17 protein-coding genes are annotated in these 25,586 nt (G+C 55.0%); 9 read left to right on the top strand and 8 right to left on the bottom strand.

Annotated elements, in window-relative coordinates; genetic code table 11:
- Nucleotides 1–103: 103 nt before the first annotated feature.
- Nucleotides 104–1,234 (bottom strand): porin OmpC, encoded by a 1,131-nt coding sequence (locus B2Q93_RS16735; RefSeq protein ID WP_286933809.1) that lies wholly within the window; start codon nucleotides 1,232–1,234, stop codon nucleotides 104–106.
- 743 nt (nucleotides 1,235–1,977) lie between these two features.
- Between B2Q93_RS16735 and rcsD the strand changes: the two genes are divergently transcribed.
- Both rcsD and rcsB read left to right on the top strand, forming a co-directional pair.
- The gene (gene rcsD, locus B2Q93_RS16740; RefSeq protein ID WP_286933811.1) at nucleotides 1,978–4,650 is read left to right on the top strand and encodes a phosphotransferase RcsD; all 2,673 of its coding nucleotides are present in this window, start codon (nucleotides 1,978–1,980) and stop codon (nucleotides 4,648–4,650) included.
- A gap of 16 nt (nucleotides 4,651–4,666) precedes the next feature.
- Nucleotides 4,667–5,317, top strand: coding sequence for a response regulator transcription factor RcsB (gene rcsB / locus B2Q93_RS16745; protein WP_001061917.1), 651 nt, complete (start codon nucleotides 4,667–4,669; stop codon nucleotides 5,315–5,317).
- 66 nt (nucleotides 5,318–5,383) lie between these two features.
- Here the strand turns inward: rcsB and rcsC are convergent, their stop codons facing one another.
- Nucleotides 5,384–8,227, bottom strand: coding sequence for a two-component system sensor histidine kinase RcsC (gene rcsC / locus B2Q93_RS16750; RefSeq protein WP_040074731.1), 2,844 nt, complete (start codon nucleotides 8,225–8,227; stop codon nucleotides 5,384–5,386).
- Nucleotides 8,228–8,362: 135 nt separating this feature from the next.
- Nucleotides 8,363–10,999: a DNA topoisomerase (ATP-hydrolyzing) subunit A gene (gene gyrA, locus B2Q93_RS16755; protein ID WP_046884705.1), complete on the bottom strand. Its 2,637-nt coding sequence runs from the start codon at nucleotides 10,997–10,999 to the stop codon at nucleotides 8,363–8,365.
- 146 nt (nucleotides 11,000–11,145) lie between these two features.
- Here gyrA and ubiG point away from each other — a divergent pair, with 146 nt between their 5' ends.
- The 4 genes from ubiG to yfaE all read left to right on the top strand — a co-directional run bounded on the left by ubiG (nucleotide 11,146) and on the right by yfaE (nucleotide 15,998).
- Complete coding sequence (ubiG, locus tag B2Q93_RS16760) at nucleotides 11,146–11,874, top strand: bifunctional 2-polyprenyl-6-hydroxyphenol methylase/3-demethylubiquinol 3-O-methyltransferase UbiG (protein WP_046884704.1); 729 nt, start codon at nucleotides 11,146–11,148, stop codon at nucleotides 11,872–11,874.
- Between the two features lie 348 nt (nucleotides 11,875–12,222).
- Nucleotides 12,223–14,508 (top strand): class 1a ribonucleoside-diphosphate reductase subunit alpha, encoded by a 2,286-nt coding sequence (gene nrdA, locus B2Q93_RS16765; protein ID WP_286933814.1) that lies wholly within the window; start codon nucleotides 12,223–12,225, stop codon nucleotides 14,506–14,508.
- A 105-nt stretch (nucleotides 14,509–14,613) separates the two neighbouring features.
- Nucleotides 14,614–15,744, top strand: coding sequence for a class Ia ribonucleoside-diphosphate reductase subunit beta (gene nrdB / locus B2Q93_RS16770; protein ID WP_040074723.1), 1,131 nt, complete (start codon nucleotides 14,614–14,616; stop codon nucleotides 15,742–15,744).
- Nucleotides 15,744–15,998, top strand: a complete 255-nt coding sequence (yfaE, locus tag B2Q93_RS16775) for a class I ribonucleotide reductase maintenance protein YfaE (RefSeq protein WP_040074722.1) — start codon at nucleotides 15,744–15,746, stop codon at nucleotides 15,996–15,998. The genes nrdB and yfaE overlap by 1 nt, the downstream gene beginning before the upstream one ends.
- Before the next feature lie 6 nt (nucleotides 15,999–16,004).
- Here yfaE and inaA read toward each other — a convergent pair whose 3' ends face one another.
- The 3 genes from inaA to glpT all read right to left on the bottom strand — a co-directional run bounded on the left by inaA (nucleotide 16,005) and on the right by glpT (nucleotide 19,313).
- A complete protein-coding gene (inaA, locus tag B2Q93_RS16780; protein ID WP_046884703.1) occupies nucleotides 16,005–16,655 on the bottom strand; it encodes a lipopolysaccharide kinase InaA in 651 nt (216 codons plus the stop codon).
- Nucleotides 16,656–16,887: 232 nt separating this feature from the next.
- On the bottom strand, nucleotides 16,888–17,949 hold the full coding sequence (gene glpQ / locus B2Q93_RS16785; RefSeq protein ID WP_286933816.1) for a glycerophosphodiester phosphodiesterase: 1,062 nt from the start codon (nucleotides 17,947–17,949) through the stop codon (nucleotides 16,888–16,890).
- Nucleotides 17,950–17,960: 11 nt separating this feature from the next.
- Complete coding sequence (glpT, locus tag B2Q93_RS16790; protein WP_006176478.1) at nucleotides 17,961–19,313, bottom strand: glycerol-3-phosphate transporter; 1,353 nt, start codon at nucleotides 19,311–19,313, stop codon at nucleotides 17,961–17,963.
- A gap of 250 nt (nucleotides 19,314–19,563) precedes the next feature.
- On the opposite strand from glpT, the gene glpA reads away from it, so the two are divergent.
- From glpA to glpC, 3 genes are read left to right on the top strand one after another with little or no spacing between them, the layout of a single operon-like run.
- Entirely contained in the window at nucleotides 19,564–21,192 is a 1,629-nt protein-coding gene (gene glpA / locus B2Q93_RS16795; protein WP_286933817.1) for an anaerobic glycerol-3-phosphate dehydrogenase subunit A, read from the top strand.
- Nucleotides 21,182–22,399: a glycerol-3-phosphate dehydrogenase subunit GlpB gene (gene glpB, locus B2Q93_RS16800; protein ID WP_286933818.1), complete on the top strand. Its 1,218-nt coding sequence runs from the start codon at nucleotides 21,182–21,184 to the stop codon at nucleotides 22,397–22,399. The genes glpA and glpB overlap by 11 nt, the downstream gene beginning before the upstream one ends.
- A complete protein-coding gene (gene glpC / locus B2Q93_RS16805) occupies nucleotides 22,396–23,586 on the top strand; it encodes an anaerobic glycerol-3-phosphate dehydrogenase subunit GlpC (RefSeq protein WP_286933819.1) in 1,191 nt (396 codons plus the stop codon). The genes glpB and glpC overlap by 4 nt, the downstream gene beginning before the upstream one ends.
- A 33-nt stretch (nucleotides 23,587–23,619) precedes the next feature.
- Here the strand turns inward: glpC and B2Q93_RS16810 are convergent, their stop codons facing one another.
- Together B2Q93_RS16810 and B2Q93_RS16815 are read right to left on the bottom strand one after the other, a co-directional pair.
- Nucleotides 23,620–24,819: a nicotinamide mononucleotide deamidase-related protein YfaY gene (locus B2Q93_RS16810; RefSeq protein ID WP_286933820.1), complete on the bottom strand. Its 1,200-nt coding sequence runs from the start codon at nucleotides 24,817–24,819 to the stop codon at nucleotides 23,620–23,622.
- 94 nt (nucleotides 24,820–24,913) lie between these two features.
- Complete coding sequence (locus B2Q93_RS16815) at nucleotides 24,914–25,453, bottom strand: YfaZ family outer membrane protein (RefSeq protein WP_046884697.1); 540 nt, start codon at nucleotides 25,451–25,453, stop codon at nucleotides 24,914–24,916.
- Nucleotides 25,454–25,586 lie beyond the last annotated feature (133 nt).

Genomic DNA, 25,586 nt, shown 5'->3' on the forward strand with positions numbered 1-25,586 from the left:
GGCCTGAGCCCGGCAAGAGTACACCAAAAACAGGGATTTGTAAGAGCCGATTACAGGAACAAAAAAGGGGCCATCAGGCCCCTTATCTGACACGCTATGCGTCTTAGAACTGGTAAACCAGACCCAGCGCGACGATGTCGTCAGTGCTGATGCCAGCCTGTTCGGTGAATTCGTTTTTATCCAGCAGGTTGATTTTGTAATCAACGTAGGTGGACATGTTTTTGTTGAAGTAGTAAGTCGCGCCAACATCAACATACTTCAGCAAATCCTGATCGCCGAAGTTGGTGGTGTTGTTACGGATGTCTTTCCCTTTAGACTGCAGGTACGCCACGGACGGACGCAGACCGAAGTCGAACTGGTACTGTGCGACCACTTCGAAGTTCTGCGCTTTATCAGCGAAACCGTAGGCATCGGTGATGCTGCTGCCGTTAGAAGAACCAAAACGGGTCGCGTTATAGGTCTGGGAGTATTGTGCTGCCAGGTAAACATTGTTCGCGTCATATTTCAGGCCGCCGCTGTATACGTTAGCGCGATCGCCGTCGCCGTAGACATCTGCTGCGTTCTGGTCAGCGGTACGTTTAGAGGAGGCCAGAGCGGCACCCGCACTGAAACCTTCGCCCAGATCGTAAGTCAGAGACGCGCCATAGCCATCACCGTTCTGTTTCAGCAGGCTACGACCGCCGGCAGAGTCATTCTCGCCGCTTACGTTGTCGTTCGCGCCCTGGTACTGCAGCGCGAAGTTCAGGCCTTCAACCAGACCGAAGAAGTCCTGGTTACGGTAGGTTGCGACGCCATTAGCACGGGATTGCATGAAGTTATCTGCACCGTAGGTGTCGCCGCCGAATTCTGGCAGAACGTCAGTCCAGGAGGTGACATCGTAGATAATGCCGTAGTTACGACCGTAATCGAAAGAGCCTGCGTCGCCGAATTTCAGACCTGCAAATGCCACACGGGTCCAGGACTGGTTATCGCTTTCAGAGGTGTTGCCCTGAATCTGGTATTCCCACTGGCCGTACCCGGTCAGTTGGTCATTAACCTGCGTTTCGCCTTTAAAGCCGATACGCATATAGGTCTGATCGCCATCGTTACCGTCGTCATCAGAGAAATAGTGCAGGCCATCAACTTTGCCGAAGAGATCTAATTTGTTGCCGTCTTTGTTATAAATTTCAGCCGCATTCGCTGCGCCCGCTACCAGCAGTGCTGGTACCAGGAGGGAAAGTACTTTAACTTTCATTTTTATACCCTCTGTTATATGCCTTATTTTTATTACCACTGCTTACTGATTAACCCTCTTAACCAGTCGGCAACTTCATTCTCCGCAAAAATACAGAATAATCCAACGGGAATATGATACGAAAACTTTGAAGATGTTTCACTTTTCGACCAGGATGTTTCATTTTGTAAAAAACAGGGAACTTTCTGACAGCACAAATAGTTAAAAAACAAACACACCATACAGCGTATTCAAATAAAAACTATAATTATCAATGACATAGTCAGGGATGCGTTATAGCACTGATTGACAAAACAATTTCTTATCTCCCGTCTAAAATAACTCTCGCTATCATCATTAACTTTATTTATTACCGTCATTCAGTTTTGAATGTCTGTTTATCCCAAATTGAGCCGAATGCCCTGCATTCGGTTTTTTTTTACACTTCTCTACACAAATAGTCATTATTTGTGCTACCGCCCTGAAACTATAACGACTATTAATTAATTGCCGTTGTGCTGAAAATTAGACAGCAAAAATGAAAGGCAAATATAATTGTTTGTTTGATTGTGCTATTTTCTTTAATTATCGCTAATAATTTGTACAATACATTTCATGGTGTACAAATTTTCGCCAGATGAATGGGCGGGGTTTTCTGACGTAAAAAGTCAGCTCATCAAGTAGCGTGACGCTGGAAATTCGATTATTACCCTTTATACTGCCCTTTCCGCCTGCAGCGCAGCCATAACGGGTTAAACATAGCAATGAGTCAGTCTGAAACCACAGCCGCCAGTAAATTTTCACTGCTTCCGGGCAGCATTACCCGTTTCTTTCTTCTATTGATCGTTGTGCTGTTAGTCACCCTGGGCGTGATGGTGCAGAGTGCGGTAAATGCCTGGCTAAAGGATCGCAGTTATCAGGTTGTGGATATCACCCATGCCCTTCATAAACGCATTGATACCTGGCGCTATGCCACCTGGCAGATTTACGACAATATCGCTGCAACGCCTGGTAACTCTTCGGGAGAAGGCTTGCAGGAAACCCGCCTTAAACAAGACGTTTACTATCTTGAGAAGACGCGTCGGAAAACCGAAGCCCTGATTTTTGGCTCGCACGACAGCGCCACCCTTGAGATGACGCAGCGTATCTCTACCTATCTTGATACCTTGTGGGGCGCCGAAACTATTCCCTGGTCGATGTACTACCTGAACGGCCAGGATAACAGCATGATTTTAATCTCTACTCTGCCGCTGAAAGACCTCTCCTCCGGGTTTAAAGAGACCACGGTCGGCAATATCGTTGACTCGCGTCGGGCAGAGATGTTGCAGCAGGCCAATGCGCTGGATGAGCGCGAAAGTTTCTCTTCTCTGCGCCGGCTTGCATGGCAGAACGGGCATTACTTCACGCTACGCACCACCTTTAACCAACCGGGGCATCTGGCAACGGTGGTGGCGTTCGACCTGCCGATAAACGATTTGATCCCACCGGATATGCCGCTGGATAGTTTCCGCCTCGATCCGGATACTGCCTCGCAAAATCTGCGTTCATCACAAGATAAAGAGAGCCCGGACAGCGTAAGCATCTCTTTCAACGGCTCGAAGATCGAGATCGCCTCTTCCCTGAACAGTACCGGGATGCGACTGGTCTGGCAGGTGCCTTTTGGTACCCTGCTGCTCGATACGCTGCAAAATATTCTATTGCCACTGTTGCTGAACATTGGCCTGTTGGCTCTGGCGCTGTTTGGTTACAGTACATTCCGTACGCAGTCCGGGCGTCAGAGCGATGTCCCGGTCAATACCGGAAGCAGCAATGAGCTTCGCGTCCTGCGCGCCCTGAATGAAGAAATTGTCTCGGTATTGCCCCTTGGTCTGCTGGTGCATGATCAGGAAGCAAACCGCACTATTATCAGCAATAAGATCGCCGATCACCTGCTACCGCACCTCAATTTGCAAAACATCACCACGATGGCCGATCAGCATCAGGGTGTGATTCAGGCCACCATTAATAATGAGCTGTATGAAATTCGTCAGTTCCGCAGCCAGGTGGCTTCGCGTACCCAGATCTTTATTATCCGCGACCAGGATCGCGAAGTGCTGGTGAACAAAAAGCTCAAGCAGGCACAACGGCTGTATGAAAAGAATCAACAGGGCCGGGCGGCCTTTATGCAGAACATTGGTGAGGCGTTTAAACAGCCTCTGAAGACGTTGGCCGATGAGGCTGCACATCTCAACGGCGCGGACAGTCTGCAGCTTGCCAGACACGCCGATACGCTGGTAAGGCTAGTGGACGAGATTCAGCTGGCAAATATGCTGGAGAATGATAGCTGGAAGAGCAACGCAGAGTTGTTTTCTATTCAGGATCTGATTGATGAAGTCGTTCCGGAGGTGCTGCCTGTTGTTAAGCGCAAGGGTCTGCAGCTTCTTATTAACAACCCGCTGCCGGCTAACGATAAACGTCACGGGGATCGCGAAGCGCTGCGCCGGATCTTGTTGCTGCTGATTCAGTATGCCGTCACCACCACCCAGATCGGTAAGATCACCCTTGAAGTGAGCAATGACGAATCGGCAGACGATCGCTTGACCTTCCGTATTCTGGATACCGGTGAAGGGGTCACGCTGAACGAAATCGATAATCTCCACTTCCCGTTCCTGAACGAGACCCAGGGGGATAGTTACGGTAAAGCCAACCCCCTCACCTTCTGGCTCTGCGATCAGCTCGCCCGTAAGCTTGGCGGTCATCTGAATATTAAAGCCCGCGAATCGCTGGGAACCCGTTACTCTCTGCACGTAAAAATGGCGGCGACGGCACAAGAAGCTGAAGATGATGAACGTCTGCTCGATGACGTGGTAGCCATGATTGACGTCACCTCTAATGAGATTCGTAATATCGTGGTTCGTCAGCTGGAAAACTGGGGTGCAAGCTGCATCACGCCTGACGAAAGGCTGGTAAGTCAAGAATATGATCTGTTTTTAACTGATAATCCGTCTAATCTTACTGCCTCCGGCTTGCTTTTAAGCGATGATGAGCCAGGCGTGCGAAATATCGGCCCCGGGCAGATGCGCGTCAACTTTAATATGAGCAATGCTATGCAGGAAGCTGTACTACAACTAATAGAAGAGCAGCTGGCCCAGGAAACGATCCCGGACTCCCCGCTTGGCGGTAATGAAAATGCCGAGCTTCAGGCCAGCGGTTATTATTCGCTCTTTGTAGACACAGTACCAGATGATGTTAAGAGGCTGTATACTGAATCCGCCGCGAGCGATTTTGCGGCGCTGGCTCAGACAGCACACCGACTAAAAGGGGTGTTTGCCATGCTTAATCTGGTTCCAGGCAAGCAATTATGTGAAACGCTGGAACATCTTATTCGTGAGAAAGATGCCGCCAGCATAGAAAAATACATCAGCGACATTGACGCCTACGTCAAAAGCTTGCTGTAGCAAGGTAGCCCTATACATGAACAATATGAACGTAATTATTGCCGATGACCATCCGATTGTACTGTTCGGTATTCGCAAATCACTTGAACAGATCGAGTGGGTGAATGTTGTTGGCGAATTTGAAGACTCCACAGCACTGATTAATAACCTCCCGAAACTTGATGCGCACGTGCTCATCACCGACCTTTCCATGCCTGGAGATAAGTACGGTGACGGCATTACGCTTATCAAATACATCAAGCGCCATTTCCCAAGCCTGTCGATTATTGTTCTGACCATGAACAATAACCCGGCGATCTTAAGCGCCGTGCTGGATCTCGACATTGAAGGGATTGTCCTGAAACAGGGTGCGCCAACCGATCTGCCGAAAGCGCTGGCCGCACTGCAGAAAGGGAAGAAGTTTACCCCGGAGAGCGTCTCTCGCCTGCTGGAGAAAATCAGCGCAGGTGGCTATGGCGACAAACGTCTGTCACCGAAAGAGAGCGAAGTTCTGCGTCTGTTCGCCGAAGGTTTCCTCGTTACCGAGATCGCCAAAAAGCTGAACCGCAGTATCAAGACCATCAGTAGCCAGAAGAAATCAGCGATGATGAAACTGGGCGTGGAAAATGATATCGCACTGCTTAACTACCTCTCTTCCGTGACCCTGAGCCCGGCGGATAAAGATTAACCCCGTAAAAAAACCGGGCTACGCTTACGCGTGCCCGGCTTCTCAATAACGCCTGCGGGCGTTTTTTTATACCCGCGCTTTTCTCACCCGATCCGCATAGACCGCCAGCGTCTGTTTTAATACATCCAGCGTGACCGGCTTGGAGAGACAGCTATCCATCCCCGACTCCAGACAGCGCTGCTTCTCTTCCGCCAGCGCGTTGGCCGTTACGCCTACGACCGGGAGCGTGAGGCCAAGCTGACGGATCCGCTGCGTGAGGCGATAACCGTCCATATTCGGCATGTTGACATCACTCAGCACGATATCAATGTGGTTTTTGCTCAGGACATTAAGGGCATCCACGCCGTCGTTCGCGGTTTTACATTGATAGCCCAGCGAGCCGAGCTGATCGGCCAGCAGACGGCGGTTGATAGGATGATCGTCTACCACCAGAATCATCATATCGTCGTTCAACTGCGCCGTTTCCGGTGACGGCAGCGCCGCCGTACCGTCGCTGGTCTCAAGCTCTACGCGCCAAATACGCGCCAGCAGCGCAATCAGCTCATGAGGAGAGGCCACGCTGTTTACCCACACGCCGTGCGCACGCTCAAGCGGAATACCAATATGACGACGGCAGAAGAGTACTGACGCCTTGCCCTGCCACGGCTGTGCCAGTTCATCATCGGTGAGCAGCACATCTTCCGCATCCGGCGTTTGCCCCTGATAGCGCGCCACGCGGATACCGCTGCGGGTCAGCAGGGATTCAAGATAGCTGTGCAGCGAGGCGTTATTAACCGCCAGCCAGCAGCGTTTATCACTTAACCCTTTCACCACCACGCTGGACGGCGACTGGGCAGCATAGAGAGGAATACGAATAGTAAACTGGCTGCCCATGCCCGGTTCGGTATCTACCGAGATATCCCCGTCCATCATGCTGATCAGTTTTTCACAGATCGCCAGCCCCAGTCCGGTGCCCTGGAAGTTACGTTGCACCCCGGTCCCAACCTGGAAGAACGGGTCGAAAAGCTTCACCACCTCTTTGGCCGGGATCCCTACCCCGGTGTCGCGCACGCGGATACTCAGATAATCACCGGCCCGGGTGACATGCAGTACAATACAGCCGATATCGGTGAATTTAATGGCGTTACTCAACAGGTTAGAGATGACCTGCTGCAGGCGCATCGGGTCGCCCTGCAGGGTAACCGGCACATCAGGTTCGATAAAGCAGTACAGTCCCAGCTGTTTGCGCACCACCAGAGGCAGGTAGTTAGCGCTGATATGGTTCATGACCTCACGGGGAGAGAACTCACGAGGCTCGATCTTCAGCTGTTCCGACTCGATTTTAGAGAAGTCGAGAATGTCGCTGATAATTTTTAGCAGCAGGCTGGAGGAGTTATTCATTGCCGTCACCAGACGGTCTACACCCCGCGGCAGCTCTTTGGTTTGCAGCAGATCCAGGTTGCCGATGATGCCGTATAGCGGGGTACGCAACTCATGGCTAACGGTGGCAAGGAACATCGATTTCGACTGGCTCGCCTGCTCTGCCGACTGGGCCATGTCCTGTAACGACTCTTCCATTTTGACGCGGGCCGAGACGTCGACCAGCACGCAGATCGCCACGTTTTCATTACGGTAGCGCGAGTGGACAAAGCTAATCTGCAGATTGGTGTTATTGCTGGTGAGCACGTCCACAAAGTTCACCTGCTGTCCGCAGATAATCTGCGTCAGCCGCTGCCGGTCTTCGTGGGTGAGCATGTTCAGATAGTTATGCGCCAGCTCGTTACTCAGAATGTTAGTGCCATCGACCGTACGCAGAATGCAGATCCCCACCGGCGCCGAAGCGACGATCTTGCGGTTGAACTGCTCGTGCTCTTCAAGGCGCTGGGCGTCGGCTTCTGCCGGAATAAAGATTTTGCGTTCGTACATCCGCGCGAGGGTAAAGAGGGCAATCCCCACCAGCACGTTCAGTAGCACCGAGTTCAGGATTAACATGCGGATCCGCTCAAGCACCATATCCACCGGCACCGAATAGACGATGCTCAACGAGGACGGCGGTAAGCTTTTCTTCAGCACCAGGTCACGGAAACCGGAGGTATAGCCAAACCAGGAACGCTCCTGCATCCAGCGCGGATCGATCTTGATGCGATTTTCCGGTCCGGTCAGGGAAATAAGGGGATGACCGTTTTCGTCCAGAATAGTCACCCCAATTGGTAAGGTGCCCGGGGTAAAGAAGTTCTCCATCCGAATAGTCTGTTCAATACCCAGCAGCGCCTGCAGGCGGTTCGCCAGATACACCGGGGTCAGGGAATAGAAGTACCCTATCCCCGGACGCGGCCCCTGGCTAATCCAGAAGATGTTATTGCCCCGCTCATCCTGCGGCGCATTGCGGTATTTGACGATGCGCTCATGCAGGCTCTTCAGCGCATCATCGCGCTCAACCGGTACGTCACGCAGGCCAAAATCGGCCATACAAAGATTGTCACTGCCAATTAAGAAGACACGATTAAGATCGTAGGCGGCGGAGAAGTTATCGCGCCAGTAGCGCATAAACCAGGCCAGCGACTCCAGCGAACCGCGCCATGCACTGCCCATCGTAGAACAGTCGGAATCCGGGAAAAGCGGTTCGAAATCGGGCACTTCGGCTTTGCTATCGCGCCCACGGCTGGCCATGATGCCGTTTTCTGCCGTCAGGCGGTTTTCCGCGATGTATTTCAGCTCTTTCATCACGTCTGAGGTGCGCTGAATATAACGCTGAGCCTGATCGGAGCTAAGATTGAACTCCTGACGAATCTCCGACTCCTTCTGATGCAGCGCGTTCACGATGTAAAACACCGAGAAGAGCGCGATCAATAGCCAGAGTAGTAGTGCCAACGCCCGAAACAGATAGCGGGAGACTTTTAGCGTAGTTCGAAAGGAGACGAGGTATTTCAAGGGGGCGAGGCTCCGCCATCGGGGTAAAAAAGAATGTGGTTAAGGTAGCGGTAAACGCGCCGGGTCGCAACGTTCACTTGTCTGCTTGTGCAAAAGAAAAGGGCCGGAAACCGGCCCTTTTGCAACAGGGAGACATTACTCGTCAGCGTCGTCCGCTGCATCGTCGTCTACGTCTGCTTCCGGCGCGATTTCATCATCGCCTTCCGCTACGGTACCGTCGATAGAATCAAGCTCTTCATCATCTACCGGTTCGGCAACACGCTGCAGACCCACTACGTTTTCGTCTTCCGCAGTACGGATGAGGATCACGCCCTGCGTATTACGGCCGACGATGCTGATCTCGGAAACGCGTGTACGCACCAGCGTACCGGCATCGGTGATCATCATAATCTGGTCAGCATCGTCTACCTGTACCGCGCCCACAACGGAACCGTTACGCTCGGTCACTTTGATAGAGATAACGCCCTGGGTGCCGCGAGACTTGGTTGGATACTCGCTTTCCGCCGTACGTTTACCATAGCCGTTCTGGGTAACGGTCAGGATTGCTCCTTCGCCACGTGGAACGATCAGGGAGACCACGGCATCTTCGCCCGCCAGTTTGATACCGCGAACGCCGGTCGCCGTACGACCCATTGCGCGCACCGCGTTCTCTTTAAAGCGCACCACTTTACCGGCGGCAGAGAACAGCATCACTTCATCAGAACCGGAGGTCAGATCCACGCCAATCAGTTCGTCGCCTTCGTTCAGGTTCACCGCAATAATACCGGCAGAACGCGGACGGCTGAATTCGGTCAGCGCGGTTTTCTTCACGGTACCGCTGGCGGTCGCCATAAAGACGTTCACGCCCTCTTCGTACTCACGCACCGGCAGGATAGCGGTAATACGCTCGTTCGCTTCCAGCGGCAGCAGGTTGACGATTGGACGACCACGCGCGCCACGGCTCGCTTCCGGCAGCTGATAGACTTTCATCCAGTAGAGACGACCGCGGCTTGAGAAGCAGAGGATCGTGTCATGGGTGTTCGCCACCAGCAGGCGGTCGATAAAGTCTTCTTCTTTAATACGTGCGGCAGATTTGCCTTTACCGCCACGACGCTGAGCTTCGTAGTCGGTGAGCGGCTGATACTTCACATAGCCCTGGTGAGACAGGGTGACCACCACATCTTCGCGGTTGATCAGATCTTCAATGTTGATATCAGAGCTGTTAGCGGTGATTTCAGTACGACGCGCATCGCCAAACTGGTCGCGGACCAGCTCCAGCTCTTCGCGGATCACTTCCATCAGACGCTCGGCGCTGCCCAGGATGTGCAGCAGCTCAGCAATCTGTTCCAGCAGCTCTTTGTACTCGTCGAGCAGTTTTTCATGCTCAAGGCCGGTCAGTTTCTGCAGACGCAGATCCAGAATCGCCTGGGCCTGCTGCTCAGTCAGATAGTACTGACCATCGCGCACGCCGAATTCAGGATCCAGCCACTCAGGACGTGCAGCGTCATCACCCGCACGTTCGAGCATGGCAGAGACGTTACCCAGCGCCCATGGCTGAGAGACTAACGCCGCTTTCGCTTCCGCAGGGGTTGGCGCACGACGAATCAATTCAATAATCGGTTCGATGTTTGCCAGGGCCACGGCCAGCGCTTCAAGGATGTGCGCACGGTCGCGCGCTTTGCGCAGTTCGAAAATAGTACGACGCGTTACCACTTCACGGCGGTGACGCACGAACGCGCTCAGAATCTCTTTCAGGTTCATGATCTTCGGCTGGCCATGGTGAAGCGCAACCATGTTAATACCGAAGGAGACCTGCAGCTGAGTCTGGGAGTAGAGGTTGTTAAGAACCACTTCACCCACTGCGTCGCGTTTGATCTCAATCACGATGCGCATCCCGTCTTTATCGGACTCGTCACGCAGCGCGCTGATACCTTCAACACGTTTCTCTTTTACCAGCTCGGCGATTTTTTCAATCAGACGCGCTTTGTTCACCTGATACGGGATCTCGTGAACAATGATGGTTTCACGGCCGGTTTTGGCGTCCGCTTCCACTTCCGCACGGGCACGGATATAAATCTTGCCGCGACCGGTGCGATACGCCTCTTCAATACCACGACGACCATTGATGATCGCCGCTGTCGGGAAATCCGGGCCCGGGATGTGTTCCATCAGCCCTTCAATGCTGATCTCTTCATCGTCGATATAGGCCAGGCAGCCGTTGATGACTTCGGTAATATTGTGTGGCGGAATGTTGGTTGCCATACCTACGGCGATACCGGACGACCCGTTAACGAGCAGGTTCGGGATCTTGGTAGGCATGACATCTGGGATTCGCTCGGTACCATCGTAGTTATCGACGAAATCAACGGTCTCTTTTTCCAGGTCGGCCATCAGCTCATGGGCGATTTTCGACATACGGATTTCCGTATAACGCATCGCCGCTGCGGAGTCGCCGTCAACAGAACCAAAGTTACCCTGACCATCTACCAGCATGTAACGCAAGGAGAATGGCTGCGCCATACGGACGATGGTGTCATATACGGCGGTATCACCATGGGGGTGGTATTTACCGATTACGTCACCAACGACACGGGCAGATTTTTTGTAGGCTTTATTCCAGTCATTGCCCAATACGTTCATGGCGTATAGTACGCGACGGTGTACCGGTTTAAGTCCATCGCGGACATCCGGCAGCGCACGGCCAACAATGACCGACATCGCATAGTCCAGATAGGAGCTCTTCAGCTCTTCCTCGATGTTAACCGGTGTAATTTCTCTCGCAAGGTCGCTCATCTAACCGCTATCCCTCTACTGTATCCCGGATTCAAAGGTCGCAAATTATAACACAGCCGCGGTGTAAGAGGTAAACCAATACGGTTTATTCATCCCCTTCACCTGATATACTTCCGGGTCTGACCACAAAAGGAGTAAAAGCGCCCATGAATGCCGAAAAAACGTCGGTGGGTCACAACGTTGACCATGAAGAGATCGCCAAATTCGAAGCCGTCGCCTCGCGCTGGTGGGACCTTGAAGGCGAGTTTAAACCGCTGCATCGTATTAACCCGCTACGTCTGGGCTACATCGCCGAGCGCTCCGGTGGCCTGTTTGGCAAAAAGGTGCTTGATGTCGGCTGCGGCGGCGGAATTCTGGCAGAAAGCATGGCGCGCGAAGGCGCGAACGTTACCGGGCTGGATATGGGCTTCGAGCCACTGCAGGTAGCACGGCTGCATGCGCTGGAATCGGGTGTACAGGTTGAGTATGTTCAAGAGACCGTGGAAGAGCACGCCGCTAAGTATGCCCATCAGTATGACGTAGTGACCTGCATGGAGATGCTCGAGCACGTTCCTGATCCGCAGTCGGTGGTGAGCGCCTGTGCAAAACTGGTTAAGCCCGGCGGTCAGGTCTTCTTCTCTACCATCAACCGTAACGGCAAGGCCTGGCTGATGGCGGTGGTCGGGGCTGAATATGTCCTGCGCATGGTGCCGAAAGGGACCCACGACGTGAAGAAATTTATTAAGCCTGCCGAGTTACTGAGCTGGGTTGACCAGACGGGGCTTAAAGAGCAGCACATGACCGGTCTCCACTACAATCCTGTTCTGGATAAATTCAAGCTTGGGCCGGGCGTTGATGTTAATTATATGTTGCATACAACGGCAAAAAAAGACTAACGACATCACGAATTCTTATAAACAATGCGCAACCCTGTGTTGCGCAATTTTGCCCGTCGTTGAAGAAATCAGCACTTGATCAAAATTTGGATTTTTTTTCTAGATTATTGACACGGGGTCCAGGCCTTATAGCACGAGGACTTACGCTTTTTTACCCTTTCACAACCTCAAATTAACGTCAAAATCAACCCTTGTACTGAAATGATTCGATACTAGAATACTCACCATATAGCGTTTCTCTTATCGCAAACCCCCTATATGTAGTATTTATCCACAGAGTTAGTCACAAGGCGAATCTGTGGATAAGCGGGGGATATTTTTTTATTTCACGGACAGGTAAAAACCCACATGAATCAGAGTCTGCTGGTGACAAAGCGCGACGGTGCAACCGAGCGTATCAATCTGGACAAAATCCATCGTGTTCTCGACTGGGCAGCAGAAGGACTGAATAACGTATCAATCTCCCAGGTCGAACTGCGATCGCACATCCAGTTCTACGATGGCATTAAAACCTCTGATATCCACGAGACCATCATCAAAGCCGCGGCAGATTTGATCTCCCGCGAAGCGCCGGATTATCAGTACCTGGCGGCACGTCTGGCCATCTTCCATCTGCGCAAAAAAGCCTACGGTCAGTTTGAACCTCCAGCCCTGTACGATCACGTCGTGAAAATGGTCGAGCTGGGCAAGTACGACACGCATCTGCTGGAAGACTACACGGAAGAAGAGTTCAAGCAGATGGACGGGTTTATCGACCACTGGCGTGACATGAACTTCTCCTATGCTGCCGTTAAGCAGCTGGAAGGCAAATACCTGGTGCAGAACCGCGTGACCGGTGAGATCTACGAAAGCGCACAGTTCCTCTATATTCTGGTTGCCGCTTGCCTGTTCTCTAACTATCCGCGTGACACCCGTCTGGAATACGTGAAGCGTTTCTATGATGCGGTCTCCACCTTTAAAATTTCGCTGCCTACGCCAATCATGTCTGGCGTGCGTACCCCAACGCGTCAGTTCAGCTCTTGCGTACTGATCGAATGCGGCGATAGCCTGGATTCCATTAACGCCACCTCCAGCGCCATTGTGAAATATGTCTCCCAGCGTGCCGGCATTGGTATCAACGCGGGCCGTATTCGTGCGCTGGGTAGCCCTATTCGCGGCGGTGAAGCGTTCCACACCGGCTGTATTCCGTTCTATAAACATTTCCAGACCGCCGTGAAGTCCTGCTCTCAGGGCGGCGTGCGCGGCGGTGCGGCTACCCTCTTCTACCCAATGTGGCACCTGGAAGTGGAAAGCCTGCTGGTACTGAAAAATAACCGTGGCGTGGAAGGCAACCGCGTGCGTCACATGGACTACGGCGTACAGATCAACAAACTGATGTACACCCGTCTGCTGAAGGGCGAAGACATCACCCTGTTTAGCCCGTCCGACGTACCGGGCCTGTACGACGCTTTCTTTGCCGATCAGGACGAGTTTGAGCGTCTGTACACCAAATACGAAAAAGATGACAGCATTCGTAAGCAGCGCGTGAAAGCGGTCGATCTCTTCTCCCTGATGATGCAGGAACGTGCTTCGACTGGCCGTATCTACATTCAGAACGTTGACCACTGCAACACCCACAGCCCGTTCGATCCGGCGATTGCCCCGGTGCGTCAGTCTAACCTGTGCCTCGAAATCGCGCTGCCGACCAAACCGCTGGACGATGTGAACGACGAAAACGGCGAGATCGCGCTCTGTACGCTCTCCGCGTTTAACCTGGGCGCGATCAAGAGCCTGTCCGAGCTGGAAGAGCTGGCGGTACTGGCGGTTCGCGCGCTCGACGCCCTGCTGGATTACCAGGATTATCCAATCCCGGCGGCCAAACGCGGTGCAATGGGTCGTCGTACCCTGGGTATTGGTGTCATCAACTTCGCCTACTGGCTGGCGAAGAACGGTAAGTGTTACTCCGATGGCAGCGCCAACAACCTGACCCATGAGACGTTTGAAGCCATTCAGTACTACTTGCTGAAAGCCTCTAACGAACTGGCGAAAGAGCAAGGTGCTTGCCCGTGGTTCAATGAAACCACCTATGCAAAAGGCATTATGCCAATCGACACCTACAAGAAAGACCTGGATGCGATTGTCAGCGAGCCGCTGCACCTGGACTGGGACGCGCTTCGTGAGTCCATCAAGACCCACGGCCTGCGTAACTCTACGCTCTCTGCCCTGATGCCGTCCGAGACCTCTTCGCAGATCTCTAACGCCACTAACGGCATTGAGCCGCCGCGCGGCCACGTGAGCATTAAGGCGTCGAAAGATGGCATCCTGCGCCAGGTGGTGCCGGATTATGAACTGCTGAAAAACAACTACGAACTGCTGTGGGAAATGCCGAACAACGACGGCTACCTGCAACTGGTGGGTATCATGCAGAAGTTCATCGATCAGGCGATCTCGGCGAATACTAACTATGACCCGTCACGTTTCCCGTCCGGAAAAGTGCCGATGCAGCAGTTGCTGAAAGACCTGCTTACCGCTTACAAATTTGGCGTGAAAACCCTGTACTATCAAAACACCCGTGACGGTGCAGAAGATGCACAGGATGACCTGGCTCCTTCTATCCAGGATGATGGCTGCGAAAGCGGCGCATGTAAGATCTAATAAATCCCCTCACCCTAACCCTCTCTTACAAGGAGAGGGAACTCTTTCCCCCTCTCCCTGTGGGAGAGGGCCGGGGTGAGGGAAATAACACCACAGGACACATTCATGGCATACACCACCTTTTCACAGACGAAAAATGACCAGCTCAAAGAGCCGATGTTTTTCGGCCAGCCGGTCAACGTGGCACGCTACGATCAGCAAAAATATGACATCTTCGAAAAGCTGATTGAAAAGCAACTCTCCTTCTTCTGGCGCCCGGAAGAAGTGGACGTTTCACGCGATCGCATCGATTTCCAGGCATTGCCAGAGCATGAGAAGCATATCTTCCTCAGCAACCTGAAATACCAGACGCTGCTGGACTCTATTCAGGGACGTAGCCCGAACGTGGCGCTGCTGCCGTTGATCTCTATTCCGGAGCTGGAAACCTGGGTTGAGACCTGGGCGTTTTCCGAGACGATCCACTCACGCTCCTATACCCATATCATCCGTAATATCGTTAACGATCCGGCGATTGTGTTTGATGATATCGTGACGAACGACCAGATCCTGAAGCGCGCAGAGGGCATCTCTCACTTCTACGACGATCTGATTGAGATGACCAGCTACTGGCATCTGCTGGGCGAAGGTACGCACACCGTTAACGGTAAAACCGTCACCGTGAGCCTGCGCGAGCTGAAGAAAAAACTGTACCTGTGCCTGATGAGCGTGAACGCGCTGGAAGCGATCCGCTTCTACGTCAGTTTCGCCTGCTCCTTCGCCTTTGCTGAACGTGAACTGATGGAAGGCAACGCCAAAATCATCCGCCTGATTGCCCGTGACGAAGCCCTGCATTTGACAGGTACTCAGCATATGCTGAACCTGCTGCGCAGCGGTGTAGACGATCCGGAAATGGCCGAGATCGCAGAAGAGTGCAAACAGGAGAGCTACGACCTGTTCGTTCAGGCTGCAGTGCAGGAAAAAGAGTGGGCAGAGTATCTGTTCCAGGGCGGCTCCATGATTGGCCTGAACAAAGATATTCTCTGCCAGTACGTCGAGTACATTACCAATATCCGTATGCAGGCGGTGGGCCTTGACCTGCCGTTCCAGACGCGCTCTAACCCGATTCCGTGGATCAACACCTGGCTAGTCTCTGACAATGTGCAGGTTGCGCCGCAGGAAGTGGAGGTGAGCTCTTACCTGGTCGGTCAGATTGACTCTGAAGTCAATACCGACGACCTGAGCGACTTCCAGCTCTGATGAGCCGCGTGACGCTTCGCCTTTCCGGCACAGAGGTTATGTGCCGGGATGAGCACCCCTCCCTGCTGATTGCTCTTGAGTCGCATCAGGTTGAAGTAGAATACCAGTGTCGTGAAGGTTACTGCGGCTCTTGCCGCTGTCGCCTGGTGTCCGGTCAGGTAGACTGGATTGCCGAACCGCTGGCCTTCATCAGCGAAGGGGAAATTTTGCCCTGCTGCTGCAGGGCTAAAGGGGATATTGAGATCGAGATGTAACAGCGATTACATCGCGTAGTAATACGCTTTGACCTGTTCCCAGTCACGCTTCGGAATCGGGTCCAGATATTTTTCCAGCTGCCGGAAGTCGTGATTCGCAGCCTTATGACGGCGCAGACGACGGCGGCTCTTCTCAAGATCGAGAAATCCTGCCTCGACCACCCCTTCGGTCTTCACATAGATATGACGTACATAGCAGCAACCATGCTGGCGGTTAACGCTATGCATTTTTTTGAACGCCAGGGCGACCGCTTTTAGCATGGCGTCACGCACCTCGTCCGGGAACGGCGTAATTGCGTGCTGATGATACCAGTCAGCAATACTGATAAATCCCGCCATATCTTCGGTGACCAGCAGGGCACGCCATTCACCCTCGACCTTCATCGCTTTGCCATAAACGATCTTAGGAACGATCACACCCGCTTTTTCCAGATCGTGGATAACGCTGATCTCACGAACAATGGTGGGGCGGCCAAAAGGGTAACGTAAGGAGTGGAACAGATGGTGCGTCATGCGTTTGACATATAGCTTTTTGCCGTCACGCTCGACACATTGCACGCCGCTCATTCCCTTACGCCGAAAGTTCGGTTCTTCAACCCAGTCGCCTTCTGTGGCCCACCAATGGCTAAATTCTTTATCTTTTGCAGCCATGTTCATGCTGTACCATCCGTTACTATTCACAGGTAAATAATCAGCCTTATGATAACCAGGATGATTAGGAAAAATCTCAACAATTTGTGTCGGGAAGCAGACAACGTCCCACTTAATAAAGGCTTTATTCATGGCAGGCAGGATAGGCGAACGGAGTAAGGCTGCGTAAAGGGTTAGTGGCGAAGGTTCGGCGGTCCCGGCCTGCGAAATCGCAGGCCGGATGAGGTAACGTCTGTCATTAACGCTTGTGATTCAAAAATTCCACAGCCTTATCGGGGAAATCCGTAAACAGCCCATCTACGTCTGCCTGGTTGTACAGCACGTTGTAAAGCTGGTTCACGTCCGTCGCATAATCAGGCAGCTGGTCGGCTCGCACCGTAAAAGGATGGACCTGCATATGGTTCGCATGCGCCTCTTTGACCATTGCCGTCAGCTTTATGTGACCCGGCGTTGAGCCCTCCGCCACCAGCATGTGGTAATCCGGCCCGATGCCGTCGGCGTATTGGGCAATCTGCTTCATCGCGCCCGGCTTAAACATCCAGTCGTAGTTGTAGTTAACCCACTTGCCGTCCGGCTGCTTCTCCTGCGTTTCATTCCAGTCGGTATAGGCAATCAGCTGCACCAGGTTGAGATCCATCCCCCGCTTCGGTTCCAGCTCGGTTTTAATGCGCTTGAGTTCAGCCGCATCAAAGCACTGGAGGTAGACCTTATCCTTCTTACTGGTGTAGCCGTACTGCTTCAGCACATCCAGCGTTTTCGCCGCAATGTCCTTCCCTTCATGATGATGGAACCACGGCGCTTTGATCTCCGGGTAGATGCCGATGTTTTTACCGGTAGAGTGGTTCAGCCCCTGCACAAACTCGATTTCCTCTTCAAAGGTATGAATGCGGAAGTCGGATTTGCCCATCGGGAAACGCCCCGGATAGACCTGTACCTTCTTGCCGTTTTCAATCTCGAAGCCTTCGGTAAATTTCAGCGAGCGGATCTCGTCAAGCGTGAAGTCGATGGCGTAATAACGGCCGTCCTTGCGGGCACGGTCGGGAAAACGGTCGGCGACATCGGTAACGCGGTCAAGATAGTGGTCATGCAGGACGACCAGATGGTCGTCCCGGGTCATCACCAGATCCTGCTCAAGATAATCCGCCCCCTGCGCGTAAGCCATCGCTTTCGCTGGCAGCGTATGCTCGGGCAGATAGCCGCTGGCGCCGCGGTGAGCAATGACAATCTTGTCTGCCGCCAGCGCCGAGCCTGTCATGGCACTGGCCAGCAGCAGGCCGGTCGCGAGTTGAGTCAGTTTCATCGTAATGCTCCTTATTGACGACGTGCCTGTATTTCGGCGTGATGACGTTTTTCACCAATCATGACAACAATCAGCAGCAGTACCGCCAGTACGCTACCGCCAATCATCACCATGAAGCCGCCATCCCAGCCGAAGAAGTCGACGGTATAGCCGACAATGGCGCTTGCGGCGACCGAGCCGCCAAGGTAGCCAAACAGGCCGGTAAAGCCTGCCGCCGTCCCTGCTGCTTTTTTCGGTGCCAGCTCAAGGGCATGCAGGCCAATCAGCATCACCGGGCCGTAGATCAGGAAGCCGATCACAATCATACAGGCCATGTCCACGCCCGGGTTGCCCGGTGGGTTAAGCCAGTAAACGACGGTGGCGATGGTCACCAGGGTCATAAAGAAGACACCCGTTGCACCACGGTTGCCGCGGAAGACCTTGTCCGACATCCAGCCACAAATCAGCGTGCCCGGGATACCCGCATATTCATACAGGAAGTAGGCCCAGGAGGATTTATCCAGCGCGAAGTGTTTCACCTCTTTCAGGTAGGTTGGCGACCAGTCGAGGATGCCGTAGCGCAGCAGGTAAACAAAGACGTTAGCGACCGCGATATACCACAGCAGTTTGTTGGGCAGCACGTATTTCATGAAGATCTGTTTGGCCGTCAGCTCCTCTTCATGCTGTTCGCTATAGTCGTCCGGATAGTCGTTTTTATACTCTTCGATTGGCGGCAGGCCGCAGGACTGCGGCGTATCGCGCATCAGGGCGAAGGCGATAATCGCTACCACGATCGCGCCAAACGCCGGCATGTAAAGCGCGGCTTTCCAGTCGTTGAACCATGCCATCCCGAGCAGGAACAGCAGCGGAGGGATACCGCCGCCCACGTTATGCGCGCAGTTCCAGACCGACACAATTCCGCCACGCTCTTTCTGCGACCACCAGTGCACCATGGTGCGTCCGCACGGCGGCCAGCCCATCCCCTGGAACCAGCCGCAGAGGAACAGCAGCACAAACATAATCGCGATACTGGAGGTCGCCCAGGGCACAAAGCCCATAAACAACATCACTGCGGCCGCCAGAATCAAACCGGCTGGCAGGAACACGCGCGGGTTCGAGCGATCCGACACCGACCCCATAATGAACTTGGAAAAGCCGTAGGCGATCGAGATCCCCGAGAGCGCAAACCCTAAATCACCGCGCGAGAAGCCCTGCTCTACCAGATACGGCATGGCGAGCGCGAAGTTTTTACGTACCAGATAATACGCCGCGTACCCGAAGAAAATCCCCAGGAAGATTTGCCAACGCAGACGGCGGTAAAGCGGATCTATCTCTGCCTCTGGCAGACGCGCCCGATGCGGCGCAGGTTTAAAGATACTGAGCATGACAGCCTCCGTGGCCTTGTGATGAATGAGAAGGTGCTTCGCACCCGATTCCAGAGGCGGGGATGTTAAGAAATCACGGTGATTGTTACTGTGAATCAACGCACAGATTGTTACAGAAATATGACAGAATGCGCAAAATAGCGCATGAAATCACGTTTCACTTTCGAATAACGCGCGTTTATGTTCGAAATCAAACAAACCACATTTTTAGTGTGGCTAAATGATAAAAAACGAACATAGAGGGAAGACAATGACGGTTCTCGATCCTCGCTACAGCGATGTAATAATCATTGGCGGCGGCGCAACCGGGGCCGGCATCGCCCGCGACTGTGCCCTGCGTGGCCTGAGCGTGACCCTGCTGGAGCGCCATGATATTGCGACAGGCGCCACGGGCCGCAACCACGGCCTGCTGCACAGCGGCGCGAGGTACGCGGTAACCGACGGCGAGTCGGCGCGGGAGTGCATTACGGAAAACCAGATCCTGAAACGCATCGCCCGCCACTGCGTCGAGCCGACCAACGGACTGTTCATTACCCTCCCCGAAGACGATCTCGCGTTTCAGCAAACCTTTATCACCGCCTGTACGGCCGCAGGGATCCAGGCCGAGGCCATCGACCCGGCGCTGGCGCGTCGGCTGGAGCCGTCTGTCAACCCGGCCCTCACCGGTGCGGTGAAAGTCCCCGACGGCACGGTCGATCCGTTTCGCCTGACCGCCGCCAATATGCTGGACGCACGGGAACACGGCGCGCGCATTCTGACCGGGCATGAAGTCACCGGGCTTATCCGCGACGGCAACACTGTGCGCGGCGTGCGGGTGTTCGACCCGCAATATAACGAGCGCAGCGAACTGTACGCCGCCGTGGTTATCAATGCGGCGGGGATCTGGGGGCAGCGCATCGCGGAATACGCCGACTTATCCCTCCGCATGTTCCCGGCGAAAGGTTCACTGCTGATCCTCGACCATCGCATCAACAACCACGTCATCAACCGCTGTCGTAAGCCTTCCGACGCCGATATTCTGGTCCCGGGCGATACCATTTCGCTTATCGGCACCACCTCTACCCACGTCGATTACAGTGAGATTGACATTAACCGGGTGACGGCCGAAGAGGTGGATATTCTGCTGCGCGAAGGCGAGAAACTGGCTCCGGTGATGGCGCAAACCCGCATTTTGCGCGCCTATGCGGGCGTGCGGCCGCTGGTTGCCAGCGATAACGACCCCAGCGGGCGCAACGTCAGCCGGGGAATTGTCCTGCTCGATCATGCCCAACGTGACGGCATGGAGGGCTTTATCACCATCACCGGCGGCAAGCTCATGACCTATCGCCTGATGGCGGAGTGGGCCACGGATGCGGTCTGCCGCAAGCTGGGTAACACCACGCCGTGCGTCACGGCAGAGCAGCCCCTGCCCGGCTCGCGTCAGTCCACCGAGAAAACGCTGCAGAAAATCATCTCCCTGCCCGCCCCGCTGCGCGGCTCTGCTATTTATCGCCACGGCGACAGAACGCCGCAGTGGCTTGGCGAGGGGCGACTAAGCCGCAGCCTGGTGTGCGAGTGCGAAGCGGTGACCGCAGGCGAGGTGCAATATGCCGTCGAGAACCTGACGGTCAATACGCTGCTCGATCTTCGCCGCCGCACGCGCGTCGGCATGGGTACCTGTCAGGGCGAGCTTTGCGCCTGTCGCGCCGCCGGGCTGCTGCAACGCTTTCACGCCACCACCTCAACGCAGTCCCTGACCCAGCTCAGCGATTTCCTCAATGAACGCTGGAAAGGCATTCAGCCCGTTGCCTGGGGCGATGCCCTGCGCGAAAGCGAGTTTACCCGCTGGGTTTATCAGGGACTTTGCGGCCTGCAGAAGGAGCCACATAATGAAATTTAATACCGTTATTGTCGGCGGCGGGCTGGCAGGGCTACTGTGCGGGATCACGCTCACGCAACGTGGTCTGCGCTGCGCCATCGTCACCCGCGGGCAGAGCGCTTTGCACTTCTCTTCCGGATCGCTGGATCTCCTCGACGATGCCTGTCGCGGCGCACTTGCCCCAGAGCATCCCTACAGCCTGATCGGCGAGCACAACATTGCCCGCCTGGCGCAAGAAACCGAAAGGCTGCTGAGCGCCTGTGGCACGCGGATGCAGGGCAGCGCTGAGAAAAATCACCAGCGTGTGACGCCGCTCGGCACCCTGCGTTCCGCGTGGCTCAGCCCGGAAGAAGTTCCTGTCGCCCCGTTCGGCGCAGAACGCGTAATGGTGGTGGGGATTGGCGGTTTTCTTGATTTTCAGCCGCACCTGGCGGCGGCCTCGCTCTGTCAGCGCGGCATTAACGCGACGGCGGCGGAAATAGACCTTCCCGAACTGGACGTGCTGCGCGAAAACCCCAGCGAGTTTCGGGCAGTGAATATCGCGCGGCTGCTGGATAACGACGATAACTGGCCGCTGCTGTATGACGCGCTCAGGCCGCTCGCTGAACAGTGTGACGCCCTGTTGATGCCTGCGTGCTTTGGCCTCACCGACAATCGACTCTGGCGCTGGCTGTCGAACCGCCTGCCGTGCACGCTCGGCTTGCTGCCTACCCTTCCCCCTTCCGTACCGGGTATTCGGCTGCACACGCAGCTTAAGCAAAAATTTATTGCCCAGGGCGGCGTGTGGATGGCGGGTGACGAGGTGAAAAAGATCACGCTATCTGATAACGACGTCAGCGAGGTGTTGACGCGAAACCACGGTGACATTCCGCTGCGCGCACGCGCCGTGGTACTGGCCAGCGGCAGCTTCTTCAGTAACGGCTTACTGAGTACCCGCGAGGGGATCCGCGAAGCCATTCTGGGGCTGGATGTCCGGCAGAGCGCCTCCCGTTCGGACTGGTATCAGAGTGATTTCTTTACGCCGCAGCCCTGGCAGCAGTTTGGCGTGATTGTTGATCACCACCTGCACCCGCAGCTCAGCGGCCAGTCGCTTAACGGTCTCTACGCCATCGGCTCGATTCTGGGCGGCTACGATCCGATTGCCCAGGGCTGTGGCGGCGGCGTGTGTGCTATCACGGCGCTTCATGCCGCAGAGCAGATTATTCAACGCACGGAGGCAGAACAATGAGCGATAGCCGTTTCGAAAGCTGCATAAAATGCACGGTGTGTACCACGGTCTGCCCGGTCAGCGGCGTGAACCCGCGTTATCCTGGCCCAAAACAGGCCGGGCCTGACGGCGAGCGCCTGCGTCTGAAAGACGCCGCACTCTACGATGATGCGCTGAAATACTGCATTAACTGCAAGCGCTGCGAGGTGGCCTGTCCGTCAGACGTCAAAATCGGCGACATCATCCAGCGCGCACGGGCGCAGTACAGCACGCAAAAACCGACGCTGCGCGATGCGATCCTCAGCCATACCGACCTGATGGGCAGCGTTTCCACGCCCTTCGCGCCGCTGGTGAATGCCGCCACCTCCCTGAAACCGGTACGCCGGCTGCTCGACGCGACGCTGAAAATAGACCACCACCGCAGCCTGCCCAAATACTCCCACGGCACCTTCCGTCGCTGGTACAAATCGGTGGCGGCAGAGCAGACCCGCTTTGCCGATCAGGTAGCGTTCTTCCATGGCTGCTACGTGAATTACAACCATCCGCAGTTGGGAAAAGATCTGCTGAAAGTGCTGAACGCGATGGGCACGGGTGTGCAGCTCCTCAGCAAGGAAAAGTGCTGCGGCGTACCGCTGATTGCCAACGGCTTTACGGATAAAGCGCGCAGGCAGGCCCGCAGCAACGTCACCTCCCTGCGCGATGCGATCGTCGGGAAAGGGATACCGGTCCTGGCTACCTCGTCTACCTGCACCTTCACCCTTCGCGATGAGTACCCCCACCTGCTAGACGTGGATAACACCGATCTGCGCGACCATATTGAACTGGCAACGCGGTTTCTGTGGCGCATGCTGGACAGCGGGAAGACCTTACCGCTGGGCACTCTGCCGCTGAAGGTGGTCTATCACACGCCATGTCATATGGAAAAGATGGGCTGGTCGCTGTATACGCTGGAGCTGCTGCGGCTGATCCCCGGGCTGGAGCTGACGGTGCTGGATTCGCGCTGCTGCGGGATAGCGGGCACCTACGGTTTTAAGCGTGAAAACTACGATACATCGCAGGCGATTGGCGCGCCGCTGTTCAGGAAGATAGAGAAGAGTGGCGCCGATCTGGTGGTGACCGACTGCGAAACCTGCAAATGGCAGATTGAAATGTCTACCAGCAAACGCTGCGAACATCCCATCACCCTGCTGGCAAAGGCGCTGGGCTAAGCGTTGCCGGGGCGGTTCGCCCCGGCACATCCGTTACTCAACAAACAGCGAATCAACCACATTGATCCAGCCATGCTCGCTGGCGACCGGTTTGCCGTTCAGCCAGCGCCGCAGCATGTTGAGCGCCATCATCGCACATACCTCCTGACGCACCGCCTGGCTGTGGCGGGTGATACTCATTTTTACCTGCAGCGCATGGGTCCCTTCCGGCGTCGCGAGAGCAAAATTAAGATGCTCGTCATCCACGCCGCCGACGGCCAGCGCCAGCCCGGCGAAATGCTTAACCCTGCGCTCGGCCGCCCAGCGCGCGGTCTGTGCCAGCGTTTCCTGCTGGAACGGCACCACTTCACTGGCCAGCAGCGGCGCATCCGCCCGAGAAAGCTGCAGCGCCAGCAACCCGCCGGTGAACTGTTCGCTCAGCGTGACGCTCAGCTGGCGAGCCTTCAGGGTGCGGGCAATCTGCGCAGGCAGCCCTTCTGTTCCCTCAAAGATCAGGCTCTCTCCCGCCACACGCTGCACCTCAGGCCATAGCGCCAGCATGGCCTCCTTTTGCGTCGCCGGGCCGGTCAGCTTCAGTTCAATAATCGGCATGGAGGAGCGGTAGCCCATCGAGACGCCTGGCGGCAGCGGCAGGCTGTCGAGGCTCTGGGCAAGATCGCTTTCAGAGCGGCCAAAGGTGGTCAAACGCAGACACAGCGGCGGCTCAGGCAGAGTGAAACGCGCGCGCAGGCGCGGCAGAATTTGCTGCTCGACCATCACTTTAAATTCAGACGGCACGCCCGGGGTGAAGAACATCAGGCAGCGGTTAAGTTTAATGGCAAAGCCACAGGCGGTGCCGACGGGGTTATCCACCAGCTCGGCGCTGGCCGGGATTTCGGCCTGCTTGCGGTTGCTGGGGGCCATGACGCGACCGCGATCCGTGAAAAAGCGCTCCATCTGCGCCAGCCACGCTTCGTGGAGGGCCAGCCCTTCGCCTTTCGCCGTGGCGGCGGCCAGCGCGCTAAGATCGTCCCCGGTTGGGCCAAGGCCGCCGTTCACAATCAGCACGTCAGCGTGCTCGCTGCGTTCGCGCAGAATGTTCACCAGCGACTCAAGGTCGTCGCCTACCGTATTGCGGCGCGTTAACGGTATTCCCTGTTCAAAGAATAAATCGGCGAGCCAGGCCGCATTGGTATCGATAATTTGACCATGCAGCACTTCATCGCCGGTGGATAACATCTCCACGTTAATCATTGTGTTCTCCCGCTTTAATAGTCAAAACACTATAGCGCAATTGGGAGAGGGGGGAAGCGATAAACTGGCGCGGCAGGCCGCCGCGCCGGGGGGATTAGAAGCCTGCGCTCACGCCCACGTATGGACCGTCGGCCAGGGCGTTGTCGCGGTTGCCGTTTTTACCGGCCAGGTTCAGATAGCGGTAACCTGCTTCGATGGTAACAGGACGCATGATGGTCCAGCGCGCACCGGCGTTAGCTTCCTGATAGCTGTCGATACCGCTGGAGAGCGAGTCCGGAGAGTAGTAGTACTCGCCGAACAGGCCGAAGCTGTCGCCAATTTTCCACTGCAGTCCGCCGCCAACGGCCGCCGCGTATCCTTCGTCACCGTCGTTCGGGTTGGTGTAGATACCTTTACCGCCCACGGTTGCCAGGAATGGCCCCAGCGGAACGTTCAGGCCAAGGCCGAGGCTTGCCGCATCGCCGTCGTCGTCGTTATGCGTCCAGCCGCCCGTCATCGCCAGGCCGGAGGTTTCCGTCCCCAGGCCAAAGCCCAGATGGGTGTACTCTTTACCCGCCGAGCCGTTAAAGGAAATTGCGTTTGCTGCTACTGAAACAAACATCAGGCCTGCGCCCAAAAATGCCACTTTTTTCATTGTCGTGTCCCGCACGTAATAAGTAGAGATCTCCCAAAACCGCGAGATTTTAACCTGCGTGTCTTTGGGATCAAGCACTCTGTGTGCGTCAGGCAATTAGTTTGTAACGGTTTGATAATTTCGGTATTTACAG

The organism is Leclercia sp. UBA5958, assembly GCF_002430365.1.
In the GTDB taxonomy this organism is placed as follows: domain Bacteria; phylum Pseudomonadota; class Gammaproteobacteria; order Enterobacterales; family Enterobacteriaceae; genus Enterobacter; species Enterobacter pneumoniae.